The following is a 20,869-nucleotide window of genomic DNA, read 5'->3' as shown; positions in this document are numbered from 1 at the left end:
GGAGTGTGATTATGGAAATGAATGCGAAATCAAAATCGGTACGGCTTGAACACATTGTAAAAGAATATATTGCACCCGATAAATCCGTGTTTCGCGCAGTCGATGATGTGAGCTTGCATATAGAGCCGGGTGAATTTATAACGCTGCTCGGACCGTCGGGCTGCGGTAAAACGACGACGCTGCGTATGGTGGCGGGATTTGAAGTCCCTACATCCGGTTCGATATTTCTCGGCGATGAAAAAATTAATAATCTCACTCCTGATAAGCGCGATACCGCTATGGTGTTTCAATCGTATGCGCTCTTTCCGCATTACGATGTGTTTAACAATATATCGTACGGTTTACGGATGAATAAACTGCCGGAAAAGATTATTTCGGAAAAGGTTGCCGCGATTATCGAATTGGTCGGATTGACAGGTATGGAAAAACGCTATCCGAATGAGATCTCTGGCGGACAGCAGCAGCGTGTGGCTCTTGCGCGTGCGCTTGTGATGGAGCCCGGCGTCATGTTGTTTGACGAACCGCTTTCGAATCTCGATGCAAAGCTCCGCATCAGCATGAGAACGGAGATCAGAAAAATTCAACGGCGGCTCGGCGTAACGAGTATCTATGTAACGCACGATCAATCGGAAGCGATGGCCTTATCGGATAAAATTATTATTATGAATAAGGGGCATATAGAGCAGATCGGTACCCCAGAAGAAATCTATCAAAGACCTGCGTCGGAATTCGTAGCGGATTTTATAGGACGCGCGAATTTTATGAAAGCCGTCATCAGAGGGCAGAATGAAAAAGGTGTGCTTGTCGAAATCTACGGTAAAGAACTTTGTGTGCAGGGAAATCGCGCTACGACGTATACGAGCGGCGAATCGGTAACCGTTGTCGTGCGCCCCGAATCGATCTCCGTCGGAAGGGAAGGTCAGTTTGACGGCGTCATTACGATGTCGACTTTCATGGGTGCGCATGCGGAATATTTCGTGCAGCTCGGAGATGTCGTGCTTGATGTCGAACAGCTCAATCCCATGGGAACGCAGATGTTCAAAGAAAATGAAAAAGTCCGCATTCACATGAATGAAAACAGCGTCTATATTGTCGGATAAATACTAAAGCCGCAATTTTCTGTGAATATTTTGGAGGTATATATGAAAAAGATTGGAATGGCGTTCGTCACACTTTTATTGGCGGGGACGATCTTTGCATCCGGAGGCGATGACAAATCGGGGAAATCGAAACATTTGACGATGTATGTCGGTTACGTTGAAGAGTACGGCATGAAAGTTTCCGAAGAATTCGAAAAAGCGACGGGTATTCACATCGATTTTGTACGCATGAGTGCAGGTGAAGCGCTCGGAAGAATTCGGGCGGAAAAATCAAATCCGAAAGCAAGCGTGTGGTACGGAGGATCCGCCGATTCGTTTATCACTGCAAAAGGCGAAGGTCTGCTTCAATCTTACGTATCACCTAATTCAAAGAAAATACCCGCACAGTTTAAAGATCCCGACGGTTATTGGACAGGGTTGACGATCGGTTATCTCGGTTTTATTTGCGATAAGAGATGGTTTGCAGATCATAAAGGTGTCGCATATCCGCGCTCATGGAACGATTTGCTTAAACCCGAATTCAAAGGCCATATCATCGTATCGAATCCGGGTTCTGCTTCTACCGGTTATTTGTTGCTGTCGACGATGGTACAGATGAGAGGCGAAGCCGAAGGTATCAAGTATATGAAAGCGCTGAACGGGCAGGTAAAACAATATACGAAAAGCGGCGAAGCTCCTTCCCGCTCGGCAGCACTCGGCGAATGTGCGATAGGTATTACGTTTATTCATAACGGCATCCGTATGTTGAAACAGGGCTACGACAATATTTATCTTGCCGTTCCCGAAGACGGTACGAGTTATGAACTCGGTTCCGTTGCGATGATTGCAGGCGCACCGGAAGCGGAAGCTGCAAAAACCTTTATCGACTGGTGTATGACGCCTGCTTGTTTGGAGATCGGGCAAAAATACACGAACTCATATCATTTTTTGACGAATCCCGATGCGCATACACCTGATGAAGCTTTGGCACTGCGCAATACGAAATTGATTATGTACGATTTTGCGTGGTCGGGCAAGAATAAAAACAGATTGCTTGAAGCGTGGAATACTGCCATTAAATCGAACTGATCGAATAAACCGATTTTTATACGCCTGAATACGCTTGCCGCGGCGGATAGTATGTTTACGCTGTCCGCCGATTTTTTAATAATACAGTTCGCTTTCAAAGCACGTCGCGTTTTTTTGTTTTCCGACAACGGTTATCTTTTTTGCCTCATCGTCAAAGGCTGCAAACATCGTTATCGTGTCGCCTTTTTTCGCTTCGTGCGAATAATTTATGCGGAAATCGGTAAAGTTTTTGCGCTGATACTCTTCCGGTAAACAGTCGATCGCGAATGCGCCGTAGCGGGAATTGTTCATGTGTCCGTTTGCGTCTATGTCCGACCAGCAGATGGGACGGCTCGCGCATTCGACGAGGTTTTCGGGAATCGCGATTTTTCCCGGCGCCATGCAGTCGTGTTCTTCTTTTCGCACCGGTTCGGGACGCAGGGTAAAATCCTTCGTGCGGATGATGCGGTGCGATGCGTAATCGACAACGAACCACGAACTCGAACCGCTTACGAGGGGCGTGCCGTCTCGATCTTTTATTTCGTATGCTCTCATGAGCTGCAGCGCTTCGGGTTTTTCTTCCCACGTAGCGATCGTGACGACGTCGTTTGCTTTCGGCATTTTATGAAAACGGAAAGCGATGCGCGAAAGCAAAATCGCATAATTTCGTTCGGCGAGAAACGTAAACGAAATGCCGCGCTCGTAATAATCTTCGATCGCCGTATCGGTCGTGAGCCGCAACAGTTCTGAAAAATTGAGATTCGAAAGCATATTGCATTGACAAAAATGCAGCTTCATTTCGCTGTAAAAGGTTCCTTTATCGTCATAGCGTTGATGATAATCCATTACAACCTCACCGGAATATGCTGCGTGTCTAGTTCCCGTTTAATGCGGGCGATCGTATAGTTTCCCGAATGCACCATCGTTGCGATGAGCGCCGCGTCTGCTTTTCCTTCCGTAAACGCATCGGCGATGTGCTGCACGCATCCCGCTCCTCCCGAAGCGATAACCGGAACGGAAACGCTTTCGGAAATCATGCGCGTGAGCGAAAGTTCGTAGCCGTTTTGCACGCCGTCGGTATCGATCGCGTTTAAAACGATTTCGCCCGCTCCGAGTGAAACCGCTTTTTGCACCCACTCTTTTGCATCCAAATCCGTCTTCGTCCTTCCGCCGTTGATGAATACGCAGTAGCCGCTCGGCATCGCTTCATCGCGCGAAGCGTCCATGCCGAGGACGATACATTGATTTCCGAAAACGCGGGCACCCTCCCTGATAAGGTCGGGATTTTTTACCGCTTGCGAATTGAGGCTCACTTTTTCCGCTCCGGCAAGAATGGTCGAGCGTATGTCGTCGATCGTTGCGATGCCGCCTCCGACGCAAAAGGGAATAAACACTTGGTGCGCGACGCGTGCGACGAGGTCGAGTATGGGGCCTCTCCCGTTTGCCGACGCCATGATATCGTAAAAGACGAGTTCGTCTACGCCTTGCCGATAGTATTCGGCAGCCATCGCAACGGGGTCTCCGATATCGCGATTGTTTTGAAATTTGATGCCCTTTGTCGTACGCCCGTCTTTGACGTCGAGGCAGACGATAATCCGTTTTTTCAGCATACCGCTTCTCCGCGGCAGTAATTTGCAAGGAGTCTAAGACCGTTCGCGCCCGATTTTTCAGGATGAAATTGAAAAGCCGCGACGCTGCCGCTTTCGATGACTGCCGGAACGATGCCGCCGTAGTTTGTGTAGGCTTTGACGACGGAAGCATCCTCAGGCTGCATGACATAGGAGTGCACGAAATAAAAATCGGAATGCTCATCGACACCGGCAAAGAGGGGAGAAGAGCCGTTCGCGTACGTCAAATCGTTCCATCCCATGTGCGGCACTTTGAGGCGAAGCGCTTCGTCGTGCGAGGCTTGCCACAGCGATGAAAATTTAATAATTTTCCCTTTGACGAGACCGAGACAGGCGGTATCCCCCTCTTCGGAGTAATCGAAAATGATCTGCGAGCCGAGACAGATGCCGAGAAGCGGTTTTTTCGCACCGCTCCAATCTTTTAAAAACGAATCGAAGCCCGTGCGCGAAAGCTCGTACATCGCATAAGCGGCTTCTCCTACTCCCGGAACGATGAGACGGCTGCAGTGCGCGAGTTCGCTCGGACGTTTGGAAACCGTAAACGGAAAGCCCAGCGATTCGAGGGCGTGCTCGACGCTTTTGATATTGCCCGCATTGTAATCGACGATCCCGATCATAGGAATATAGTAGTATGAACGGCGGATTTTGTAAATTACCTTATCACCGATCAAAAGCAGCACGCGAAACGGTCGGAAGTTTTGACATTGCCTTGACAAAAAACGTGTACGGGGGAATAGTATACGGAGCGAGGTTGTAGTATGTTTTGGGATCATGTGGCGGGAGTGTATGATATTTTTGCGAACGTTATCAACGCAAAGGTGCACCGCGAGCTGTGCGAAAAAGTCGCCGCCTTCATCGCTGCCGATGACGAAGTGTTGGAATGCGCCTGCGGTACGGGCATGTTGAGCGCGCACATCGCACCCGAGTGCAAATCGCTCGTTGCGACGGATTTTTCTTCCGGTATGCTGAAAAGGGCGCGCGCAAAGTGTCGGAAGTATGCGAACGTCGAATTCAAGCTTGCAAATATTTCAGCGCTCGATTTCGCGGACAATACTTTCGACGTCGTCGTTGCGGGAAATGTCATACATCTTTTGGATGAACCGGAAGCGGCGCTCTGCGAATTGGATCGAGTTTGTAAAGCCGGCGGGAAGTTGATAATTCCGACATATATGAATAAGCGCGCACACGATGATACGAGCGGCTTTATAAAAGCGCTCGGGAAAGCGGGCGCGGATTTTAAAAAGCAGTTTACGTTTTCATCGTATAAACGTTTTTTTGCGGACGCAGGTTATACCGATGCGGTATACACTATGATCGAGGGGCGAGTTCCGTGCGCACTTGCAGTGCTCCGAAAACGCTAGGCAAAACGCCGTCGTTATAAGAGCGATAAAGCGCGGCAAATATTGCGAAAATCGATTTCGAATACGATAGTTTCGATTTTGCATTCATGTGATTTTTAAAACAGCTCTTTCATCAGACGAAGATTGTCGTACATCTTTCGCCAGCGCGGATTGTTTTTGTGCGGAACGCAGTCTTCTTGCCAGTACCACCAAAAGTATCCGCCGACATAGCGGTCGTTATACGGCGCCATGAGGTAATACGCATCGGCTTGTTTATTAAAAGCGCTTCCTGCCCTGTGCGGAGATGCGAAGCCGCATTCGCCGAAGCCGAGCCGTGAATTGGGAAACATTTGATACAGGTTTTCGAATACGGTGTTCCAATCTTCGTGTTCGCCGTCGTTGTCTTCGTCGTAATAGCTGACAAGCACGTAATCGAGCGCGGCTTTCATATCCGCGGGAACGTACTTTGCAAGCCACGCTTCCATCGTCATGCTCTGATCGCCCGGCTTGAACATATATGCCGTAAGCGCCGTCTTATATCCGCGCGAATGCAAATATGCCCACGCCGCGTAGACTTTCTGCGCATTCAATGCGTTCGTACCGCCGAGCCATCCTTCACCGTTGATTTCGTTGCCGACTTCCCAAATATCGACATACGGAGCGAGGTGCAAAGCGCAGTCGGCAAAACGCGCGGTATACGCTTTGACGGTTTTATAGCGTTTCATATCTTCGGAATCGCAGGGACACAACATGATGTACGCGACTTCGTGCAGGCGGGAAAGCAGCGGAATAAAATCTGCCGGCTTTATATCGGCATCGACGACGACGCGCGCGGCGGGTTTTACGGGAAGCGCCCGTACGGCATCCGTAACGGCATCGATTGAAGAGGATGAAAGCGCATCGAGCGTTATACCGTACAGCGGCGCGGATTTTTTTTGCAGCTCCTCTGCGGTCGTCGGATAAGCGCCAAGGCTCACCGCCGCGATAATCAAAAACAGCGTATGTCGCATCATAATTCTCCGTCCTAATTTAAAAAACCTATACAGGTAAAAGATACAAGGGTAATCATCGTCTTGACAGGATCGGCGGAAAAGAATATCGTTACCCTCTGCTAATTGAGAAAACTGCGTACGATGATCTTCGAATGAAAATTATTAATTATAATGTAAAAGGAAAACATAACTATGAATTGTACTGCCGGACAGCGCAAAATCATCTTTGCCGCTCTCGCCGTGCTGCCGCTTTTTACCGCCCTCATCTGTCTCGGATTCGGACGCTATGCGCTCGGCGTTTTCGACACGGTGCGCATCCTCTTTTCCGGCATAACGAAGGCTGAGATCACTGCGGTGGAACGCTCCGTCATATTCAGCGTCCGCTTGCCGCGCATCATTTTAGCGGCTTTTGTCGGAGCGGGTTTGAGCTGCGCCGGTGCCGCTTTCCAAAGTTTGTTTACGAATCCGCTTGCAACGCCCGATACGCTCGGAGTGGCGAGCGGCGCATCGTTCGGTGCGGTATCGGCGCTTCTTTTCCGCAGCAATTTGATCGTCGTACAGCTTTCGGCTCTTGTATTCGGCCTCGTCGCCTGTGCCGTCACGTATTCGGTAGGACGATTCCGCGGAGGCAGTTCGGTCGTCATGATCGTGCTTTCGGGCATGGTCGTCTCGGCTCTCTTTCAAGCCTTTGTGTCCCTCGTCAAATTCGCCGCCGATCCGCAGGATATTTTGCCGTCGATCACGTATTGGCTTATGGGCAGTATGTCGGGTGCGAGCTATAAAACGCTTTTGCTCGGGCTTCCGTTTATCGCTGCGGGAACGCTCATCATCTTTGCGCTCCGCTGGCGGCTCAATATTTTGTCGCTGAACGAAGACGAAGCGAGATCGATGGGTATGAACATCCGCAGGATGCGTTTCCTCGTCATCGTCGCCTCATCTCTTATCACCGCGTCCACCGTGTCGATGTGCGGTTCCGTCGGCTGGGTGGGCTTGCTCGTTCCGCATATGTCGCGTATGCTCACGGGCAGCGACAACCGCACCGTCATCCCCGTCAGCATCAGTTTGGGGGCGGTCTTCGTCATCATTATAGACACCTTTGCAAGAAGCGCGAGTGCGGCCGAAATTCCGATTTCGATTTTGACGGCGGTTATCGGTGCGCCGTTTTTTATCGCACTTTTACGAAAGACGGGAGGGGCGTGGACATGACTTTTTCCGTACGGGGCGGATGTTTCGCTTACGGCACCGAGCGCGTACTCGATCGCATTTCGTTTTCCGTCGAAAGCGGAGAAGTGTTGTGCGTACTCGGTCCGAACGGCGCCGGCAAAACGACGCTGCTCAAATGTATGACGGGATTATTAAAATGGGATGAGGGCGAAACTCTTATCGATGGCAGAGTTCTTGAAAGCCGGCATCAAAGAGATCTGTGGCGGCGCGTCGCATACGTTCCGCAGGCAAAGGGGATCGCGTTCGGTTTTACCGCCTTCGACATGGTGCTGCTCGGCAGAAGCGCTCACCTCGGCACTTTCGAACAACCTGATGAAAAAGACAAACGCATTGCCCTTCGCGCGATGGAAGACACGGGTATCGCATCCCTCCGCGATAAACTCTGTACCGAAATGAGCGGCGGGGAACTGCAGATGGTGCTCATCGCGCGTTCTCTTGCGGTAGAACCCGAAATGCTCGTATTCGACGAGCCCGAATCGAATTTGGATTTTAAAAATCAATTGATAATTCTAAATACGATCTATCGCCTTGCAAAAGAGCGGCGTATTTCGGCCGTCGTCAGCACGCACTATCCCGCTCACGCGATGAAGATCGCCGACAAAGCGCTCATCCTGAACAAGAGCGGCGAGAGCACGAGCGGCGCGGTCGAAAAAGTCATCACCGAAGATTCGATGAAAAAGGCTTTCGGCGTACAGGTGTGCATCAACGAATTCGAATATCAAAACGCAATATACAAGGACGTCGTCCCGCTGTATTTGGTGTGAGTGTGTTAATAAAATTGAAGGAACGTGTGCGCCTTCGCGCATGACTAAAAAATTTTTCGAAAGTTGTACCTTTCTGCAAAAATTTTTTTGGAGGAATTATGAAAAAGAATATTGTCCGTATCGGAACGGTTTTTGCGTGCTTGACGCTTTCGGTAATCGCGCTTTCCTGCTCGAAGCAGGGGACGGCAAAAGAAGAGACGACGCGTACCGTTATCGATCACGATGACGAAAGGGTCGATATCTCGGCGAACGTCAAACGTGTCGTCGTCGCCGATGTGTGGCCGCTGCCGTCCGTCATCACGGTATTTTTGGGAAGCCCCGATCGCCTCGTCGGCATTCCGCCCGCATCGATCGGAGCTGCAAAAGCGGGATTGCTCGGAGAACTTTTCCCGTCGTATTTGCATATCGATTCGCATTTTTTTGCAAACGATACGCTGAACGTCGAAGAAGTGTTCGCGCTCAAACCCGACGTCGTATTTACGACGGCTCACCGCTTACAGCAAAAAGAGGCGATCAAAAAGGCGGGACTGTCTGTTCTTGCCGTCAGCGTGAACAAGTGGGATTACAATATCCTCGATACCTATGACGGCTGGATAGACCTGCTCAGTCAGGTTTTCCCGGAAAACGATAAAAAAGACGCGGTAAGCGCATACAGCCGCAAAGTCTATGAAACGATTCAATCCCGCGTTTCCTCCCTTTCCGAAAGCGACCGCAAAAAAGTGATGTTTTTGGTTATGTGCAATGAAAAGACTATCGTTACGAGCGGCAAGCGTTTTTTCGGACAGTTTTGGTGCGACGCCGTCGGCGCGAAAAACGTTGCGGAAGAAGTAGGTGCTGAAAACAGCAGCGCCGTTATCAATATGGAACAGATCTACAAGTGGAATCCCGATATCATTTTAATAACCAATTTTACTTCTCAGACGGCCGACGATCTGTACAATAACAGGACGGCAAATTACGATTGGTCGCCGATCAAAGCGGTGCAAAACCGTACGGTGTACAAAATGCCGCTCGGAACGTACCGCAGCTATACGCCGAGTGCGGACACGCCGGTAACGCTGTACTGGATCGCAAAAAAAGTCTACCCCGAACTCTTCGGCGATATCGACGTCGAAAAAGAAGTGAAGTCGTATTTTAAAGATATGTACGATATCGATTTGACCGACGAGCAGATAAAGCGCATGTACAATCAGGATTCGAAAGGAGCGGCCGGAACGAGGGGCGCGTAAGGATCGTTATCCTGCGCACGGAAAGCGCCGATAATTGCAGTATGAAAGATATTTTTTCGACGCTTTCACTCGCCGGATCCGTACTCACGGACGCACGCGTCATCGGCACGGCGATCGCCGTATTTTTGGTTATGGATTTCGCCGTCTTTGTCGCAAATTATACGAAAAAACCCAAACGGAAAAAACGTCGTCGGGTCGAAGCGGAGGCGGTAACGCAAAAGGCGGAATCGGATGAAACGGAATCTTCGTCCGCATAGTACAAAAAAACGATTATTATCGGAGCAATCATTTTTTTCGTATGTATATGCATATAGCTACAATAGCATACGATATATAATTTACAAGCTACTATACTATCGGGCAAGCTCAGACCCGTTTCGCACAGTCTAAGCGCGCAACGGAATCGCGCAAAATCAAGCGCACGGGAAAATGAACATTCGGTTCTTCTACGGGCTGTTTTTTAATGAGCTTTACGAGCATATCGACGGCGGCGCAGCCGCGCTGAAACACATCCTGATAAACCGTTGTAAGAGAAGGATTTACAACTTTTGCATAAATATTGTCGTCGAATCCCGCTATGGAAAGATCTTCGGGAATGCACAAACCCTGTTTTTGAAAGTACGCTAAAGCTTCGGCGGCATAATAGTCGGCGGAAAAAAACAAAGCCGTAAAAGGCCTTTTATCCGCGCATAAAAAATTATAAACGTCCGTCCGTTCGGCGCAGTCTTTCGACAGCGGAACAAAATGATTTTCGGGATTCTTTATGCCGCTGTCCGTCAAAGCCTGCATAAAACCTTCCAAACGGTCGCGATCGCCGCCGACGGGATCTTTGCGGTCGGCTAAAAACGCTATCGCCGAATGCCCCATTTCGCGCAAATACCAAGTCATCTGATAGGTTCCCTGCCAATCATCCAAGCCGATATTATGATAAACCAATCCGTCGTCATCAAAATAACAATCGATAAAAACAAGGGGCACATCGGTTTTTTTTCGGACAACGGAACAGATTTCGGTCGGAACCCAAAAAAGCAGCAAGCCGTCGAGCTTCCAATTTTGGATAAGCTTAAAAATTTCCTGCGGCTCCCGCGCCGCATACAGCATCATGTAATAACCGCTTTCCCGGATTTTCCGTTCCAAGGCGCCGATCATCGCTCCGGTAAACGGATCTTCAAAAACGGTTTCGTCGCTTCGCGGATCCATATAAACGATTACACCGATTATGCGCGAAACACTGTGCGCAAGCAGTACGGCGCCCATATTCGGCGTATATTTTTCGGCTTCGATTGCGGATTGAATTTTTTTAAGTTTTGCGGCGGAAACCTTTGCCGTCCTTCCGTGTAACACATTGGAAACGGTAGTTGCACTGACTCCGGTTTTCGCCGCAATTTCTTTTATTGTCGCCATGTTTTTTTATTTTAAATAGCCGAGCCACTTTCGCTGCGCGTTAATCATATGGTCAACCATAGGCTTAACGACGGACGCCGTGTTGACGACCGGGTTTGCAAGCAAAGCCTGAACGACAAGGTTTTTATCCTTTTTCAAAACGGCTTCGGCGGTTAAATCGTACACGCCGCAGTAATTCCGAAGCAAAGCCGCATACCCTTTGGGCAGCTTTTTAATCGGAATTCCGTTAACACCGTTTTTATCGATAACGGCGGGAACTTCAACCGTAATCCACGAAGGAAGCTCTTCGATAAGCCCGTTGTTTTGAATATTGACAGCCGATTCTTCATAGCCGGAATTCTTAATTATACCGTCGATTATCGGAATAACGCGCTCGTGCGTTTCGAGCTTTATTTGAGCGGGTTTTTCGCGCAGCTCGACTTTATAAAAATCGTAAAAGTCGAGAATTCCGCGGTGGTCGACAAGATCCCATGCCCAGCCGATGTATTCGCCGAAGTGGCTGTCTACCGTTATCGGAAGCAGGCGGTAGGTTTCCAAAATGAATTTATGCAGGCGCCGGTCTGCCCATTCGTAAGCGCTTTTTCCTTTTGACTGCCGGCGGTAAAAGCGTTCGGTTTCTTCGAATTTTCCCGTTTTGCGGTACATGTCCCACACATCGCTGTAGCCGGATTCGTAATGAAAAAACTTATCGGCTTTTTTAAGCACTTCCGGATACAGGTTTTTGCCCGTTTTTTTGTTTTTAATTTCGAGCATGCAGCTGAAGTGATTCAAACCCGCCGCTTTAAAATAAATATCGTCGAGCTTCATATCGAGCATCGGCGGAAGCCATCTGCCGAGCCAGCCGATTTCGTGGCACATGCCGACAAAATGCGCTTTGGGGAACGCTCTGTTTACCGCCGTACAAATCGCGGTCATCGGGTTTGAATAGTTGAAAATCCATGCGTCGGGGCAAATTTCAACCGCATCTTTTACGATTTCCAAAATCGGCGGAATAATGCGCAGCGAATGGAACACGCCGCCGGGACCTCCGTTTTCGCCGTATACTTGATGAATACCGAACTGCTGCGGCACTTTCCAGTCCTGATCCCACAGTTCAAAACGATTGCCGACTTCGATCGATGAAATAATAAAATCGGCGCCTTTAAAAGCGGTTCTTCTGTCGAGCTCGGCTTTCACTTTAAAATCGAGCTTATTCTTTTGTATAAAAGCATGCGCCGTTTCGTATACCGTTTTCAGCGTATGAGCGTTTATATCGTGCAGTACGACTTCGGTTCCTTTTAATACCTTGCTGCAAAAAATATCGCCGAGCGTACCGTACCCGAACTGAGCGCTGCCGGCACCGACCAAAACAATCTTCATATAAAAACCTCCATAAAGATGCCCATGTTATTTTATTGAACCTTCAACCATTCCCTTGATAATATAGCGTTGCGCAAAAAGATATAATACGATAATCGGAATCATCGCAAGCAGGGTTGACGTTAAAATCAAATCCCACTGTTTTAAGTAAGCGCCGGCAAACGAAGTTACCGCAATCGGGAGGGTTTGCACTTTTCCGTTGGAACCCAAAACCAAAAGCGGGAGCAGGTAATCGTTCCATATCCAAATGCCGTTCAAAATGAGCACCGTAACGATGATCGGCTGCAAAAGCGGAAAAACGATTTTGAAAAAAATCATACCGCGCGAACAGCCGTCTATCGTTGCCGATTCTTCAAGTTCGTACGGGATATTTTTTATAAATCCGTGAAAGATAAAAATCGAAAGCGGACAGCCGAATCCCAAATAGGCAAAAGCGATGCCGTGGACGGTTCCCAAAAGCCGTATGTGCAAAAAATCGCCTATAACCCGCAGCCAGCGTACCAAAGGATACATAAGCACTTGAAAGGGGATAACCATCGCCGCAACGAAAAGCATAAAAATAAGGGTCGACCACTTGGTTCTGTTGCGCACAAGCACCCAAGCGCACATTGACGAAAAGATCACTATAACCGTAAGCGATACGGCCGTAATAATGACGCTGTCTACAAAGGCGCCCGGATAATCGACGGTGGCATTGCCGAAAATAAGGCCGATATTCGTAAACAGCTGCTTCCAATTTTCCGGCCGGCTTAACGCATTGTTTATAATTTCTTTTGACGTTTTTGCCGAATTGAGCACAACCATTGCAAACGGCACCATAAAAAGCACAAAAAGGACGAGCGCAAAGATTTCGGCCAGAATCCGGTGCGTATATTTTTCTCCGCCGCGTATCACAGTTCCACCTCTCTGCGCTTATTCACATTTACCTGTATCAACGATACGATTACCAAAGCCAAAAATAAAATCACCGCTTTCGCCTGCGCTTCGGCCATGCGGTTTGCCGCCGCCGTATCGAAAATATTCATTGCCAAAAGCTGGCTGGCTTTAATCGGCGAACCGAGAAAGCGGGTGGCGGGTCCTCCGTTTGTAAGCGTAAAGTTCATATCGAATTGTTTAAATGACGAAGTGAGCGTTAAAAAAAACGAAATCGTAAACGCATGCGCCATCATCGGAATAAGTATGCGGAAAATCCGCGTAAAATAGCTCGCGCCGTCGACATTTGCCGCTTCCAAAAGCGAAGAAGGAATTCCCTGAATCGCCGCAACGAAAATAAGCATAATGTATCCGGCATACTGCCAAGTATTTACAAAGGACATAACCCAAATAACCGTATTCGGGCGGCTCAAAAGCGACGACTGCAAAAAACCTAAAGAAAGCTTGTTGCCGAGCATTACCAGCGCATTATTTAAAATAAATTGCCAAATATAACCTAAAACGATTCCGCCTATAAGATAGGGAACGAAAAAGCCCGCCCGATAAAAATTGCGAAATCTGACTTTCGAAGTTACGAGAAGCGATAAAATAAAACCGACAATATTAACCGAAACGATGTTTATAAGCGTAAAGCCTATCGTAATCAAAAACGAATATAAAAAATCGGGAGCGGTAAAAAGATATTTGAAGTTTGCCAAGCCGACAAACTGTACGCTGCTGCGAACCCCGTTCCAATCGGTCAGCGAATAATACAGCCCGAACCCGAAGGGAATGACGATTATCATTATAAAAGCAAACAGGCAGGGAGCAATAAATAAAATATTTACCGTGCGGCTCTGTTTCATCGGTATTTCCTTAAACTTAAACTAAAATCGGCGGCCGTCCGAAAATTGCAACTTTCGGACAGCTCCTTAATTACACGTGTGTTAATTACACGTATGTTAATTACACGGGGCCGGAAAAACGATTTTCCGACCTCCTCGTTTTTTTACATATTCGGCAGTCCCGCAACGGCCTTTTTCATATCGGCTTTAAATTGATCGATAGCGTCCGGGTTTTGGGCAAACAAGTCGAAGATGGGGCCGAACACGTTCCGTCCCGCACCGTCGGGCAGCATACCGAAAAATACGCCGTAGTTGCCGCCTTTGGCGTTCGCTTCCATAAGCGCGCGGCTCAACTGGCCTTCCGGCTGCAGTTTTACGGATTTAAAGGCGGGAATCATGCCCGCTTTTTTTACCAAAAATTCGTGTCCCTGGGGAGTTCCGGCCATGGAAGCCAAAAAGGCTTTTGCGGCTTCGGCGTTGGGGCTCTTCGCGTTGACACACCACCAGCTCGGAGCGAACAGATACAAACCTTTTTCTTCGGTATCGAGGAAGGCGTGCGGCGCATAGCCGATTTTAAACGTAACGCCCAGCTGCTTCAGGTTCGGATCCACCCAGTTGCCTTGATGCAAAAATGCCGCCTTGCCGCGCGCGAAAGCCGACACCTGCTTGTCGTAACTGCCGTTTTGCAAAATGTTTTTGTCGGCGTATTTAAACAAAAGCTGCAGGTATTTCGCGTATTGGTCGAAGCGTTTTTCGTCCAGCTTGCCTTTCAGCGCCATCTTGATAATCGACGTATCGTCAAAAGCAAGACCGCCGCCCCAATAGCAGGCCAAGTTGTGCTGGGCCGCGACCCACCACATACCGCCGGCAACGGAGGCCGCCATCGATACGACCGAATCAAGCCCGAGTTCCGCTTTTTTCGAATCGATAAGTTTAAAAGCGTCTTCATAGGCTTTGCGGGTCGTCAGCTTTGCAGGATCGACGCCGGCCTTTTTCAAAATATCGGCATTGTAGGCTAAGCCGTATCCTTCGATCGCAACCGGAAAACCGTACACCTTTCCGTTTTGTTTAAACGCAAGGTCGGTATCCTTTACCCAGCTTTGATCGCTTAAATCGGCAATGTAGTCTTTCCAAAGATCGTAGCCGCCCTGTCCTTCAATTTGAAAAATGTCGGGCATATTTCCGGACTGAGCTTTTGCCTTCAGCGTTCCGCCGTAATCGCCGCCGCCTCCGAGCGTTTCGACACTTACCGGAATCCCCGTCGCGGCGCTGTAGTCTGCCGCATAGGAGTCGATCGCATCTTTTATTTCAACCTTCAGCTGAAACATTTTAACCGATGTTCCTTTTGCGTCCTGTGTTCCGCTCGCAAAACACAACGATGCGGCAAAAACGACAATGAAAAGTACGGTGAGTAGCTTTTTCATCACAACCTCCTGTTTTAAACTTTTGTAGGTGTTACGTAACACCTATTTATAAAAAGAATAAACCCGTTTTTCGGCTTTGTCAAGAAAATTATGTAAAATTGTGCGAAGCGCTATACGGTACTTACACATACGTGTTTATTGCCGCGCGGGATGCCGACTTTGCCTTTCCACGGAAAGGTTTTTATGCAAATGCGGCCGCTTTTTTCAAGCTGAAAGACGAGTTCGGAAACGGTATCGTGTTCCCACGTATTGAGGCCGCAGATTTTTTGAGAGCGTTCGTTTAAGAGCGGCAGCAGCATTCCTTCAAGTTCGATTTTTGTGTATGCGTTCCGGTGATTTGCGATAAAACGCAAGGCGAAGTCTTCGTCGCGCGCAGCCGGGAAAAAACGATTTCGTACAAGACAGTATATTTTTTTATACGGAGGCATCGTTCGGAAAAACCTCTCTTTCGCTTCGGCTTTCTTTTCGGCATCGCAGATGTCGCAGCCGCTGCACACCGCTTGTTCCGCGCCGAGTGCGTCGAGGAGCACTTGCCTGCGGCAGTTTTTCGTTTCGGCGAATTCTTTCATCGCGTATTCGCGGCTCCCTTTCGGAAAGCGTGAAAAGCGGGCAGTGTCCGCGGGACTCCACAGCAAAATCGCGTTCGCATCTTTTCCGTCGCGTCCGCTCCGTCCCGCTTCCTGAATATATTGTTCGGCCGTGTTCGGCGCATCGATGTGAACGATCGTGCGTATGTCTTTTTTATCGACACCCATACCGTACGCGCAGGTCGCGCAGAGGACGGCATCGGTTTTATCGTAAAACCATTTTTCGATTTCATCTTTTTCCGATTTTTCCAAACCCGCGTGATAAAAGCGTGCCGCTTCTTTTCCGTAACAGAGCATAAGATCGCGCGCGATGTCTTCGGCGCGGACTCGCGTAGGGCAAAAAATTATCATCGGCCTTTGTTCGGTGTACGCGAGCATGAGCGCCGTGTGTTTTTTGCAGCAGCTGTATTCGACGCGGTAGCGGATATTCGGCCTATCGCTTTCCGATCGCACGATGCGCGCGCTTCCGTCGAAAAGCACTTCCGCTATGCGGGAAAGCACTCGGGGAGAAGCCGTCGCGGTAAAAGCGGTGACGAGGGGCGAGCCGAGTTTTTTGATGATGTTTCCGAGCGTCAAATACGAAGGGCGGAAACTGTCGCCCCATTCGGAAACGCAGTGCGCTTCGTCGATGGCGATGTGCGCGATTGCGCATTCGGAAAGGCGGGCGACCAGTGCTTCGTTTTGCAGCACTTCGGGATTCGCCAAAATGATCTTCGCACCCGCTTTTATTTTATTGAAATTTTCCGCCCGCTCTTCGGCGCTTTGGCTGCCCCGAAACGTAACATTGCCGATATTTCCTTCCTCCATACGCCGCCTTTGATCGGCCATGAGTGCGAGGAGGGGATAGATGATGAGCGTCGGCCCGTCCAAAAGCAGGGCGGGAACGAGAAAGCACAAAGATTTTCCGGCTCCCGTCGGAAGGAGGACTATCTGCTTGCCGTATTCGGCCGCATCTTCGCTGCCCGCATCGTTTGTAATGTTCTTCGCTTCGGCCGCAATGCCGTCCGCTTCCGTAGCGCCGGCGTCATTCGTTTCCGTCTTCCTGCTGCGGTACGCGTCGATGATGTTCGCGATGACGAGGCGCTGCCACGGATAGAGATAGCTTATGCCGAAAGCGCGTTTTGCCGCACCGAGCGCATCGTCGTCCAAGCCTGCTTCGCCGTCGCTGCAGATTTCTTTTTCGATTTGCATAGTTTCCCCTTTTATTTTTTGTACCGGGAGAATGCCGAACTCGGCATTCCCTCCACAATAATAAATTCGGTTTAAAAAGCAAATTTACGCGGAATTGCAGAGCACTTTTCGGACAAGCCTCTTGCAAGCGGCACGAAACGCGAAGTTCCTTGCGCAACTTGTGACGAGCGCGAAGCGCGAAGTTCCCCACGCAACTTGTGAAGATGGGTATAATAAAAAAGGTTTAATATATTGGAAAAGTCAGATATTTGGAGGCAATAAAGAAGAAGCACCGGGAAGAAATACTGTTTGTCTGCGGCTATGAAGCGGGACCGACAGGGTATGGACTTTGCAGGGGATTGCAGCAAGCAGTAGACGGTTGCCTGCGACTCCCTTTTTTATGCAACTTTCGCGCCAACTTTACCTTTCTTATGAATAAAAAAGTAAATTATAAAATACTTTCTTTCAACGAATAAATATATTTGACAATATATCCTTATCAATATATATTTTACTCATGGGGAAAACAATTATAAGTAAAGATAATCGTTTTGAGTGGGATGAAGAGAAAAACCGTGCCAATATTGAAAAGCATGGAATAGCTTTTGAAGAAATATTGGAAGTATTCGATGACCCGGCCTTTTTAACAGGGTATGATTTTGAGCATTCCGAAAAAGAAGATAGGTATTACGGGATCGGAAACTTGAACGGAATATTGATAGTTCTGGTCTTTTTTACTGAGAAGAAGAACAGAATACGGTTAATATCCGCACGTCAAGCAGATAAAGACTTAAGGGAGGAATATTATGATTACTTCAAAAAAATTAACGGCTGAAAGATTGGAAGAAATAAAAAATTATCCGATATCGTATGATGAGGATAGTCCAAAACTGACAAAAGAACAAATTGCAAGACTAAGACCGGCGCATGACGCATATTGGAATGTAACGCCCGTTAAAAAAACAATTTCCATAAAAATAGATTCAGATATTCTTGCAACACTTCAATCCTTAGGTAAGGGTTATCAAACGAGAATAAATGCTATTTTGAGGAAAGCCGTTACTACAGGTGATTATTAATCTATCTCCGCTTTAAGGCTGACACTGCTTTGCAAATGCAGCTTAGGCGGATGTTCGGACGCCCGCATATTGGGGCGCACATTGGATATAAAATGAAAAAAGCACCGCCTTCCAAAACCGACATTCTCACTATATGGAGGTGTGTTATGCAGGCAGTAGTTCAGAAATGGGGCAACAGCCTCGGTTTTAGGATTCCTTCTTTTTGGGCAAAAGATAACAATGTAAGAAGCGGCAGTAAAATCGAAGTAATTGCTGAAAAGGGCAAAATGGTAATTCTTCCTCAGAAAAAATCGCTTGATGATATGCTGGCTCTTGTTACACCTGATAACATTCATTCGGAAGTTTCAACAGGTTATGCGGCGGGTAAAGAAGAATGGTAAAATCAAATTATGTTCCTGAAAAAGGCGACTTTGAAATTGTATTGGACAATCATTCTATCAACGGCTGTATTTTGAGCGACCAAGTAAAAAATCTTGACTGGAGTCAAGGAAACTGTGATTTTATCGAAAAGGCAACGGAAGATGAAATAAATTCTGTCGTTGATAATATAAAATTGATGATTGAGTAGAGAAATCACATAATACGGTTTTCAAAGCGGGCGACGGTTCAAGTCCACCGTCGTTTTTAAGGTTGGGAAATGAAAAAAACTTATGTATTTTTAGTTTTGTTTAATATCTTTCTATTCGATTGTAATGCTCAGCAAAATTTCAGTTCATCGTATAAATACTCGCAGATATACTATAAAGATGATATCGAAAAAATAACGTTTACAATACCGAAAGAAAAAGCTGTGTCCGGAACGGCAAAACTTTTATTTCTCGATAAGAACAATAATGAAACCGTATGTTACGAAATGCCGGTTCAAATAAAAAACAATAAATGTAAATATGTTCTTAAGAAAATTCCGTCGGGCAGAATTGGGGGAATTACAAGAGAATTATATGATGAATATTACGGCTCTGAATATGAATGGTTAATTCATTTAAAAATAATTTTTGAAGACGGTTCCGAATATATCTACGAGGATAATTACTTGTGTATCGGTGCGATGTTTGATGATGAAAACATCGGTTATACCGGCAATTACAATTTTGAAATTCGCGGTAAAATAAAAATAGAAGAGGATGATTTTTCATTTATTTTACCGGCCGGGTATAAGGAATTTACCGCACTCCAAAATAAACTTTTTCCTACTCAGGAAAACTTTGCAAAAGTATATTCAACGGTCGATTATTCTTATTGGGCCGGTTTTTCACTTAAAAAACCTTTTAGGGAATTTTTTTCAATAGGCTCATTTCAACTTATTGAATTTTCGACATATCACGATACATGGACGGATTTTTTGATTGCTTTCGGGGATTTTCTAAAGGAAACACATTCGGTAAAAAAATCGGATGTTGTAAAAGTGAAAACTGCAAACGGCCTTGAGGGTGTAAAAGAGACTGTTAAAACCGGATCAAATTCATTCAGAGAAGTATATCTGTTTCCTTGTAAAGATAAAATTCTATATATTGCAATTGATAGAAAAATTAAAGATTCTGAATTGGAAAAAATAATTCCTTCAATTTTGGAAACTCTGGAAGTAAAAACTATAGAGTATCAACGCGATACGCTTGAGGTAAAGCTCATAGACAAGATGTGATTTACCTTTGTCTATTTTATGATAACAATAAAGCCTGTCTCAGATATTCAAGGCGAGATTGCATAAGAATTTTGTTTGAAAAAGATTCGATAGAAAAAATCATCTTCGACGAAAAAGATATACCGATTCCGAAAACTCCCGCCGATACAATCGATTTGTAGACACCGCTTCGCTTTGCAACGGGCGCGAAGTTCCCTGAGCAACTTGCAATATGATTGGCTGATTGAAGAAATGAAGAATACGGGTATAATAAAAAGAGGGCTGATATATGTTATACGGACGCTCCGCGCAGGGGAGAATGTAAAATTTGCGTTGTCTTATCGTATACCATCTATAAAAATCCATATTATTCAATTAATATAATGAGGTTCTATGATTTCTATTGAAAAGACATTAACGATATTGAAAATTGTTTTTTCTGTTTTTATGGTTTTCCATATTGCTATAATAATTTCAATAATATTTTTGGATATTATACCTGTAGACTACTTATGGGGCGGACAACTGAAAACAAAAGGTGAACTTTTTATATTCGAATTAATTTCAATTTTAGTACAAACAATTTGTCTTCTGTATGTACTCTTATACAAAAAATATTTCTCAGAAAAAATAACCGGTAAAATTATTGCGTGGATTTTGTTTATAATATTTTCTTTTAATACTGTTGGAAATATACTTGCAAAAACACTTTTTGAGAAAATAATATTTACACCGGTAACTTTATGTTTAAGTCTGCTGATGTTACGCATAGCATTGACAAAGAAGACCGAGAAATAAATAGTGAGTATTGGAAAAGCCGTATTTAATTATCAATAACAGGTTAAGCGAATGTTAGGTTGACGCCTTCGGCGGGCAAGAAAGAAGATTATTTACACGTTAAAGATAAATGCGGTAAATATATATCTGTAATAATCGAGAGGAGAAAAGGCCGGAAATGAACATATAAGATTTATATAAATTATCTTCATCATAATAATTATAGGAGTTTTATATGTACGGTCCTCAACCCAATGAAATACACCCCATGAAGGGGTTTGATCAAGTATGTTTTATTAAGAATATAATTACTAATCCAAATATAATCGTTGGTGATTATTCGTATTACGATGATCCGGTAAATTCG

Annotated in this window: 23 protein-coding genes and 1 pseudogene; 14 read left to right on the top strand and 10 right to left on the bottom strand. The window is 46.6% G+C overall.

What is annotated here, in order from left to right:
- Positions 1-11 precede the first annotated feature (11 nt).
- Positions 12-1,100: an ABC transporter ATP-binding protein gene (locus IZU26_RS00120; protein ID WP_433275836.1), complete on the top strand. Its 1,089-nt coding sequence runs from the start codon at positions 12-14 to the stop codon at positions 1,098-1,100.
- A gap of 42 nt (positions 1,101-1,142) precedes the next feature.
- Positions 1,143-2,168 (top strand): ABC transporter substrate-binding protein, encoded by a 1,026-nt coding sequence (locus tag IZU26_RS00115; RefSeq protein ID WP_310823160.1) that lies wholly within the window; start codon positions 1,143-1,145, stop codon positions 2,166-2,168.
- A gap of 75 nt (positions 2,169-2,243) precedes the next feature.
- Here IZU26_RS00115 and IZU26_RS00110 read toward each other — a convergent pair whose 3' ends face one another.
- Genes IZU26_RS00110 through hisH form a run of 3 tightly spaced genes read right to left on the bottom strand, consistent with a single transcriptional unit; the run spans position 2,244 to position 4,392 of the window.
- Positions 2,244-2,993 (bottom strand): acyl-[acyl-carrier-protein] thioesterase, encoded by a 750-nt coding sequence (locus IZU26_RS00110; protein ID WP_433275834.1) that lies wholly within the window; start codon positions 2,991-2,993, stop codon positions 2,244-2,246.
- Positions 2,993-3,757, bottom strand: a complete 765-nt coding sequence (gene hisF, locus IZU26_RS00105; RefSeq protein WP_433275832.1) for an imidazole glycerol phosphate synthase subunit HisF — start codon at positions 3,755-3,757, stop codon at positions 2,993-2,995. Before hisF ends, IZU26_RS00110 begins: the two co-directional genes overlap by 1 nt.
- A complete protein-coding gene (hisH, locus tag IZU26_RS00100; protein ID WP_433275830.1) occupies positions 3,751-4,392 on the bottom strand; it encodes an imidazole glycerol phosphate synthase subunit HisH in 642 nt (213 codons plus the stop codon). Before hisH ends, hisF begins: the two co-directional genes overlap by 7 nt.
- Positions 4,393-4,533: 141 nt before the next feature.
- Here hisH and IZU26_RS00095 point away from each other — a divergent pair, with 141 nt between their 5' ends.
- Complete coding sequence (locus IZU26_RS00095) at positions 4,534-5,136, top strand: class I SAM-dependent methyltransferase (protein ID WP_433275828.1); 603 nt, start codon at positions 4,534-4,536, stop codon at positions 5,134-5,136.
- 95 nt (positions 5,137-5,231) lie between these two features.
- Here IZU26_RS00095 and IZU26_RS00090 read toward each other — a convergent pair whose 3' ends face one another.
- Positions 5,232-6,128 carry a hypothetical protein gene (locus IZU26_RS00090; RefSeq protein WP_433275826.1) on the bottom strand — a complete coding sequence of 299 codons (897 nt, stop codon included), beginning with the start codon at positions 6,126-6,128 and terminating at the stop codon, positions 5,232-5,234.
- 171 nt (positions 6,129-6,299) lie between these two features.
- On the opposite strand from IZU26_RS00090, the gene IZU26_RS00085 reads away from it, so the two are divergent.
- The 4 genes from IZU26_RS00085 (at position 6,300) to IZU26_RS00070 (ending at position 9,581) form a co-directional block, all read left to right on the top strand.
- Positions 6,300-7,313: a FecCD family ABC transporter permease gene (locus tag IZU26_RS00085; RefSeq protein ID WP_433275824.1), complete on the top strand. Its 1,014-nt coding sequence runs from the start codon at positions 6,300-6,302 to the stop codon at positions 7,311-7,313.
- The gene (locus IZU26_RS00080; RefSeq protein WP_433275822.1) at positions 7,310-8,095 is read left to right on the top strand and encodes an ABC transporter ATP-binding protein; all 786 of its coding nucleotides are present in this window, start codon (positions 7,310-7,312) and stop codon (positions 8,093-8,095) included. Before IZU26_RS00085 ends, IZU26_RS00080 begins: the two co-directional genes overlap by 4 nt.
- A gap of 98 nt (positions 8,096-8,193) precedes the next feature.
- Entirely contained in the window at positions 8,194-9,324 is a 1,131-nt protein-coding gene (locus tag IZU26_RS00075; protein WP_433275820.1) for an ABC transporter substrate-binding protein, read from the top strand.
- Positions 9,325-9,365: 41 nt separating this feature from the next.
- Entirely contained in the window at positions 9,366-9,581 is a 216-nt protein-coding gene (locus tag IZU26_RS00070; protein ID WP_433275818.1) for a hypothetical protein, read from the top strand.
- A 109-nt stretch (positions 9,582-9,690) separates the two neighbouring features.
- Here IZU26_RS00070 and IZU26_RS00065 read toward each other — a convergent pair whose 3' ends face one another.
- The 6 genes from IZU26_RS00065 to IZU26_RS00040 all read right to left on the bottom strand — a co-directional run bounded on the left by IZU26_RS00065 (position 9,691) and on the right by IZU26_RS00040 (position 17,046).
- On the bottom strand, positions 9,691-10,728 hold the full coding sequence (locus tag IZU26_RS00065) for a LacI family DNA-binding transcriptional regulator (RefSeq protein ID WP_433275816.1): 1,038 nt from the start codon (positions 10,726-10,728) through the stop codon (positions 9,691-9,693).
- 6 nt (positions 10,729-10,734) lie between these two features.
- Entirely contained in the window at positions 10,735-12,087 is a 1,353-nt protein-coding gene (locus IZU26_RS00060; RefSeq protein ID WP_314742926.1) for an alpha-glucosidase, read from the bottom strand.
- Positions 12,088-12,114: 27 nt separating this feature from the next.
- On the bottom strand, positions 12,115-12,981 hold the full coding sequence (locus tag IZU26_RS00055) for a carbohydrate ABC transporter permease (protein WP_310823170.1): 867 nt from the start codon (positions 12,979-12,981) through the stop codon (positions 12,115-12,117).
- On the bottom strand, positions 12,978-13,865 hold the full coding sequence (locus IZU26_RS00050; RefSeq protein WP_021330975.1) for a carbohydrate ABC transporter permease: 888 nt from the start codon (positions 13,863-13,865) through the stop codon (positions 12,978-12,980). Before IZU26_RS00050 ends, IZU26_RS00055 begins: the two co-directional genes overlap by 4 nt.
- 143 nt (positions 13,866-14,008) lie before the next feature.
- Complete coding sequence (locus IZU26_RS00045) at positions 14,009-15,268, bottom strand: ABC transporter substrate-binding protein (protein WP_433275813.1); 1,260 nt, start codon at positions 15,266-15,268, stop codon at positions 14,009-14,011.
- A gap of 110 nt (positions 15,269-15,378) precedes the next feature.
- Positions 15,379-17,046 (bottom strand): RecQ family ATP-dependent DNA helicase, encoded by a 1,668-nt coding sequence (locus IZU26_RS00040; protein ID WP_433275811.1) that lies wholly within the window; start codon positions 17,044-17,046, stop codon positions 15,379-15,381.
- A 496-nt stretch (positions 17,047-17,542) separates the two neighbouring features.
- Between IZU26_RS00040 and IZU26_RS00035 the strand changes: the two genes are divergently transcribed.
- The 7 genes and pseudogenes from IZU26_RS00035 to IZU26_RS00005 form a co-directional block, all read left to right on the top strand.
- Positions 17,543-17,860 (top strand): BrnT family toxin, encoded by a 318-nt coding sequence (locus IZU26_RS00035; protein WP_310823173.1) that lies wholly within the window; start codon positions 17,543-17,545, stop codon positions 17,858-17,860.
- Positions 17,832-18,104, top strand: a complete 273-nt coding sequence (locus tag IZU26_RS00030; RefSeq protein WP_021330987.1) for a BrnA antitoxin family protein — start codon at positions 17,832-17,834, stop codon at positions 18,102-18,104. Before IZU26_RS00035 ends, IZU26_RS00030 begins: the two co-directional genes overlap by 29 nt.
- Before the next feature lie 146 nt (positions 18,105-18,250).
- A complete protein-coding gene (locus IZU26_RS00025; RefSeq protein WP_433275808.1) occupies positions 18,251-18,484 on the top strand; it encodes an AbrB/MazE/SpoVT family DNA-binding domain-containing protein in 234 nt (77 codons plus the stop codon).
- Positions 18,478-18,672, top strand: a complete 195-nt coding sequence (locus IZU26_RS00020) for a hypothetical protein (protein ID WP_433275806.1) — start codon at positions 18,478-18,480, stop codon at positions 18,670-18,672. The genes IZU26_RS00025 and IZU26_RS00020 overlap by 7 nt, the downstream gene beginning before the upstream one ends.
- 69 nt (positions 18,673-18,741) lie before the next feature.
- Positions 18,742-19,746 carry a hypothetical protein gene (locus IZU26_RS00015; RefSeq protein WP_433275804.1) on the top strand — a complete coding sequence of 335 codons (1,005 nt, stop codon included), beginning with the start codon at positions 18,742-18,744 and terminating at the stop codon, positions 19,744-19,746.
- Between the two features lie 372 nt (positions 19,747-20,118).
- On the top strand, positions 20,119-20,523 hold the full coding sequence (locus IZU26_RS00010; protein ID WP_433275802.1) for a hypothetical protein: 405 nt from the start codon (positions 20,119-20,121) through the stop codon (positions 20,521-20,523).
- A gap of 214 nt (positions 20,524-20,737) precedes the next feature.
- A pseudogene (locus IZU26_RS00005) lies at positions 20,738-20,869 on the top strand (chloramphenicol acetyltransferase); the annotation flags it as partial.

The organism is Treponema sp. SP13, assembly GCF_050938355.1.
GTDB classification, from domain to species: Bacteria; Spirochaetota; Spirochaetia; order Treponematales; family Treponemataceae; genus Treponema_D; species Treponema_D socranskii.
This window is presented reverse-complemented; position numbering and strand designations above follow the sequence as displayed.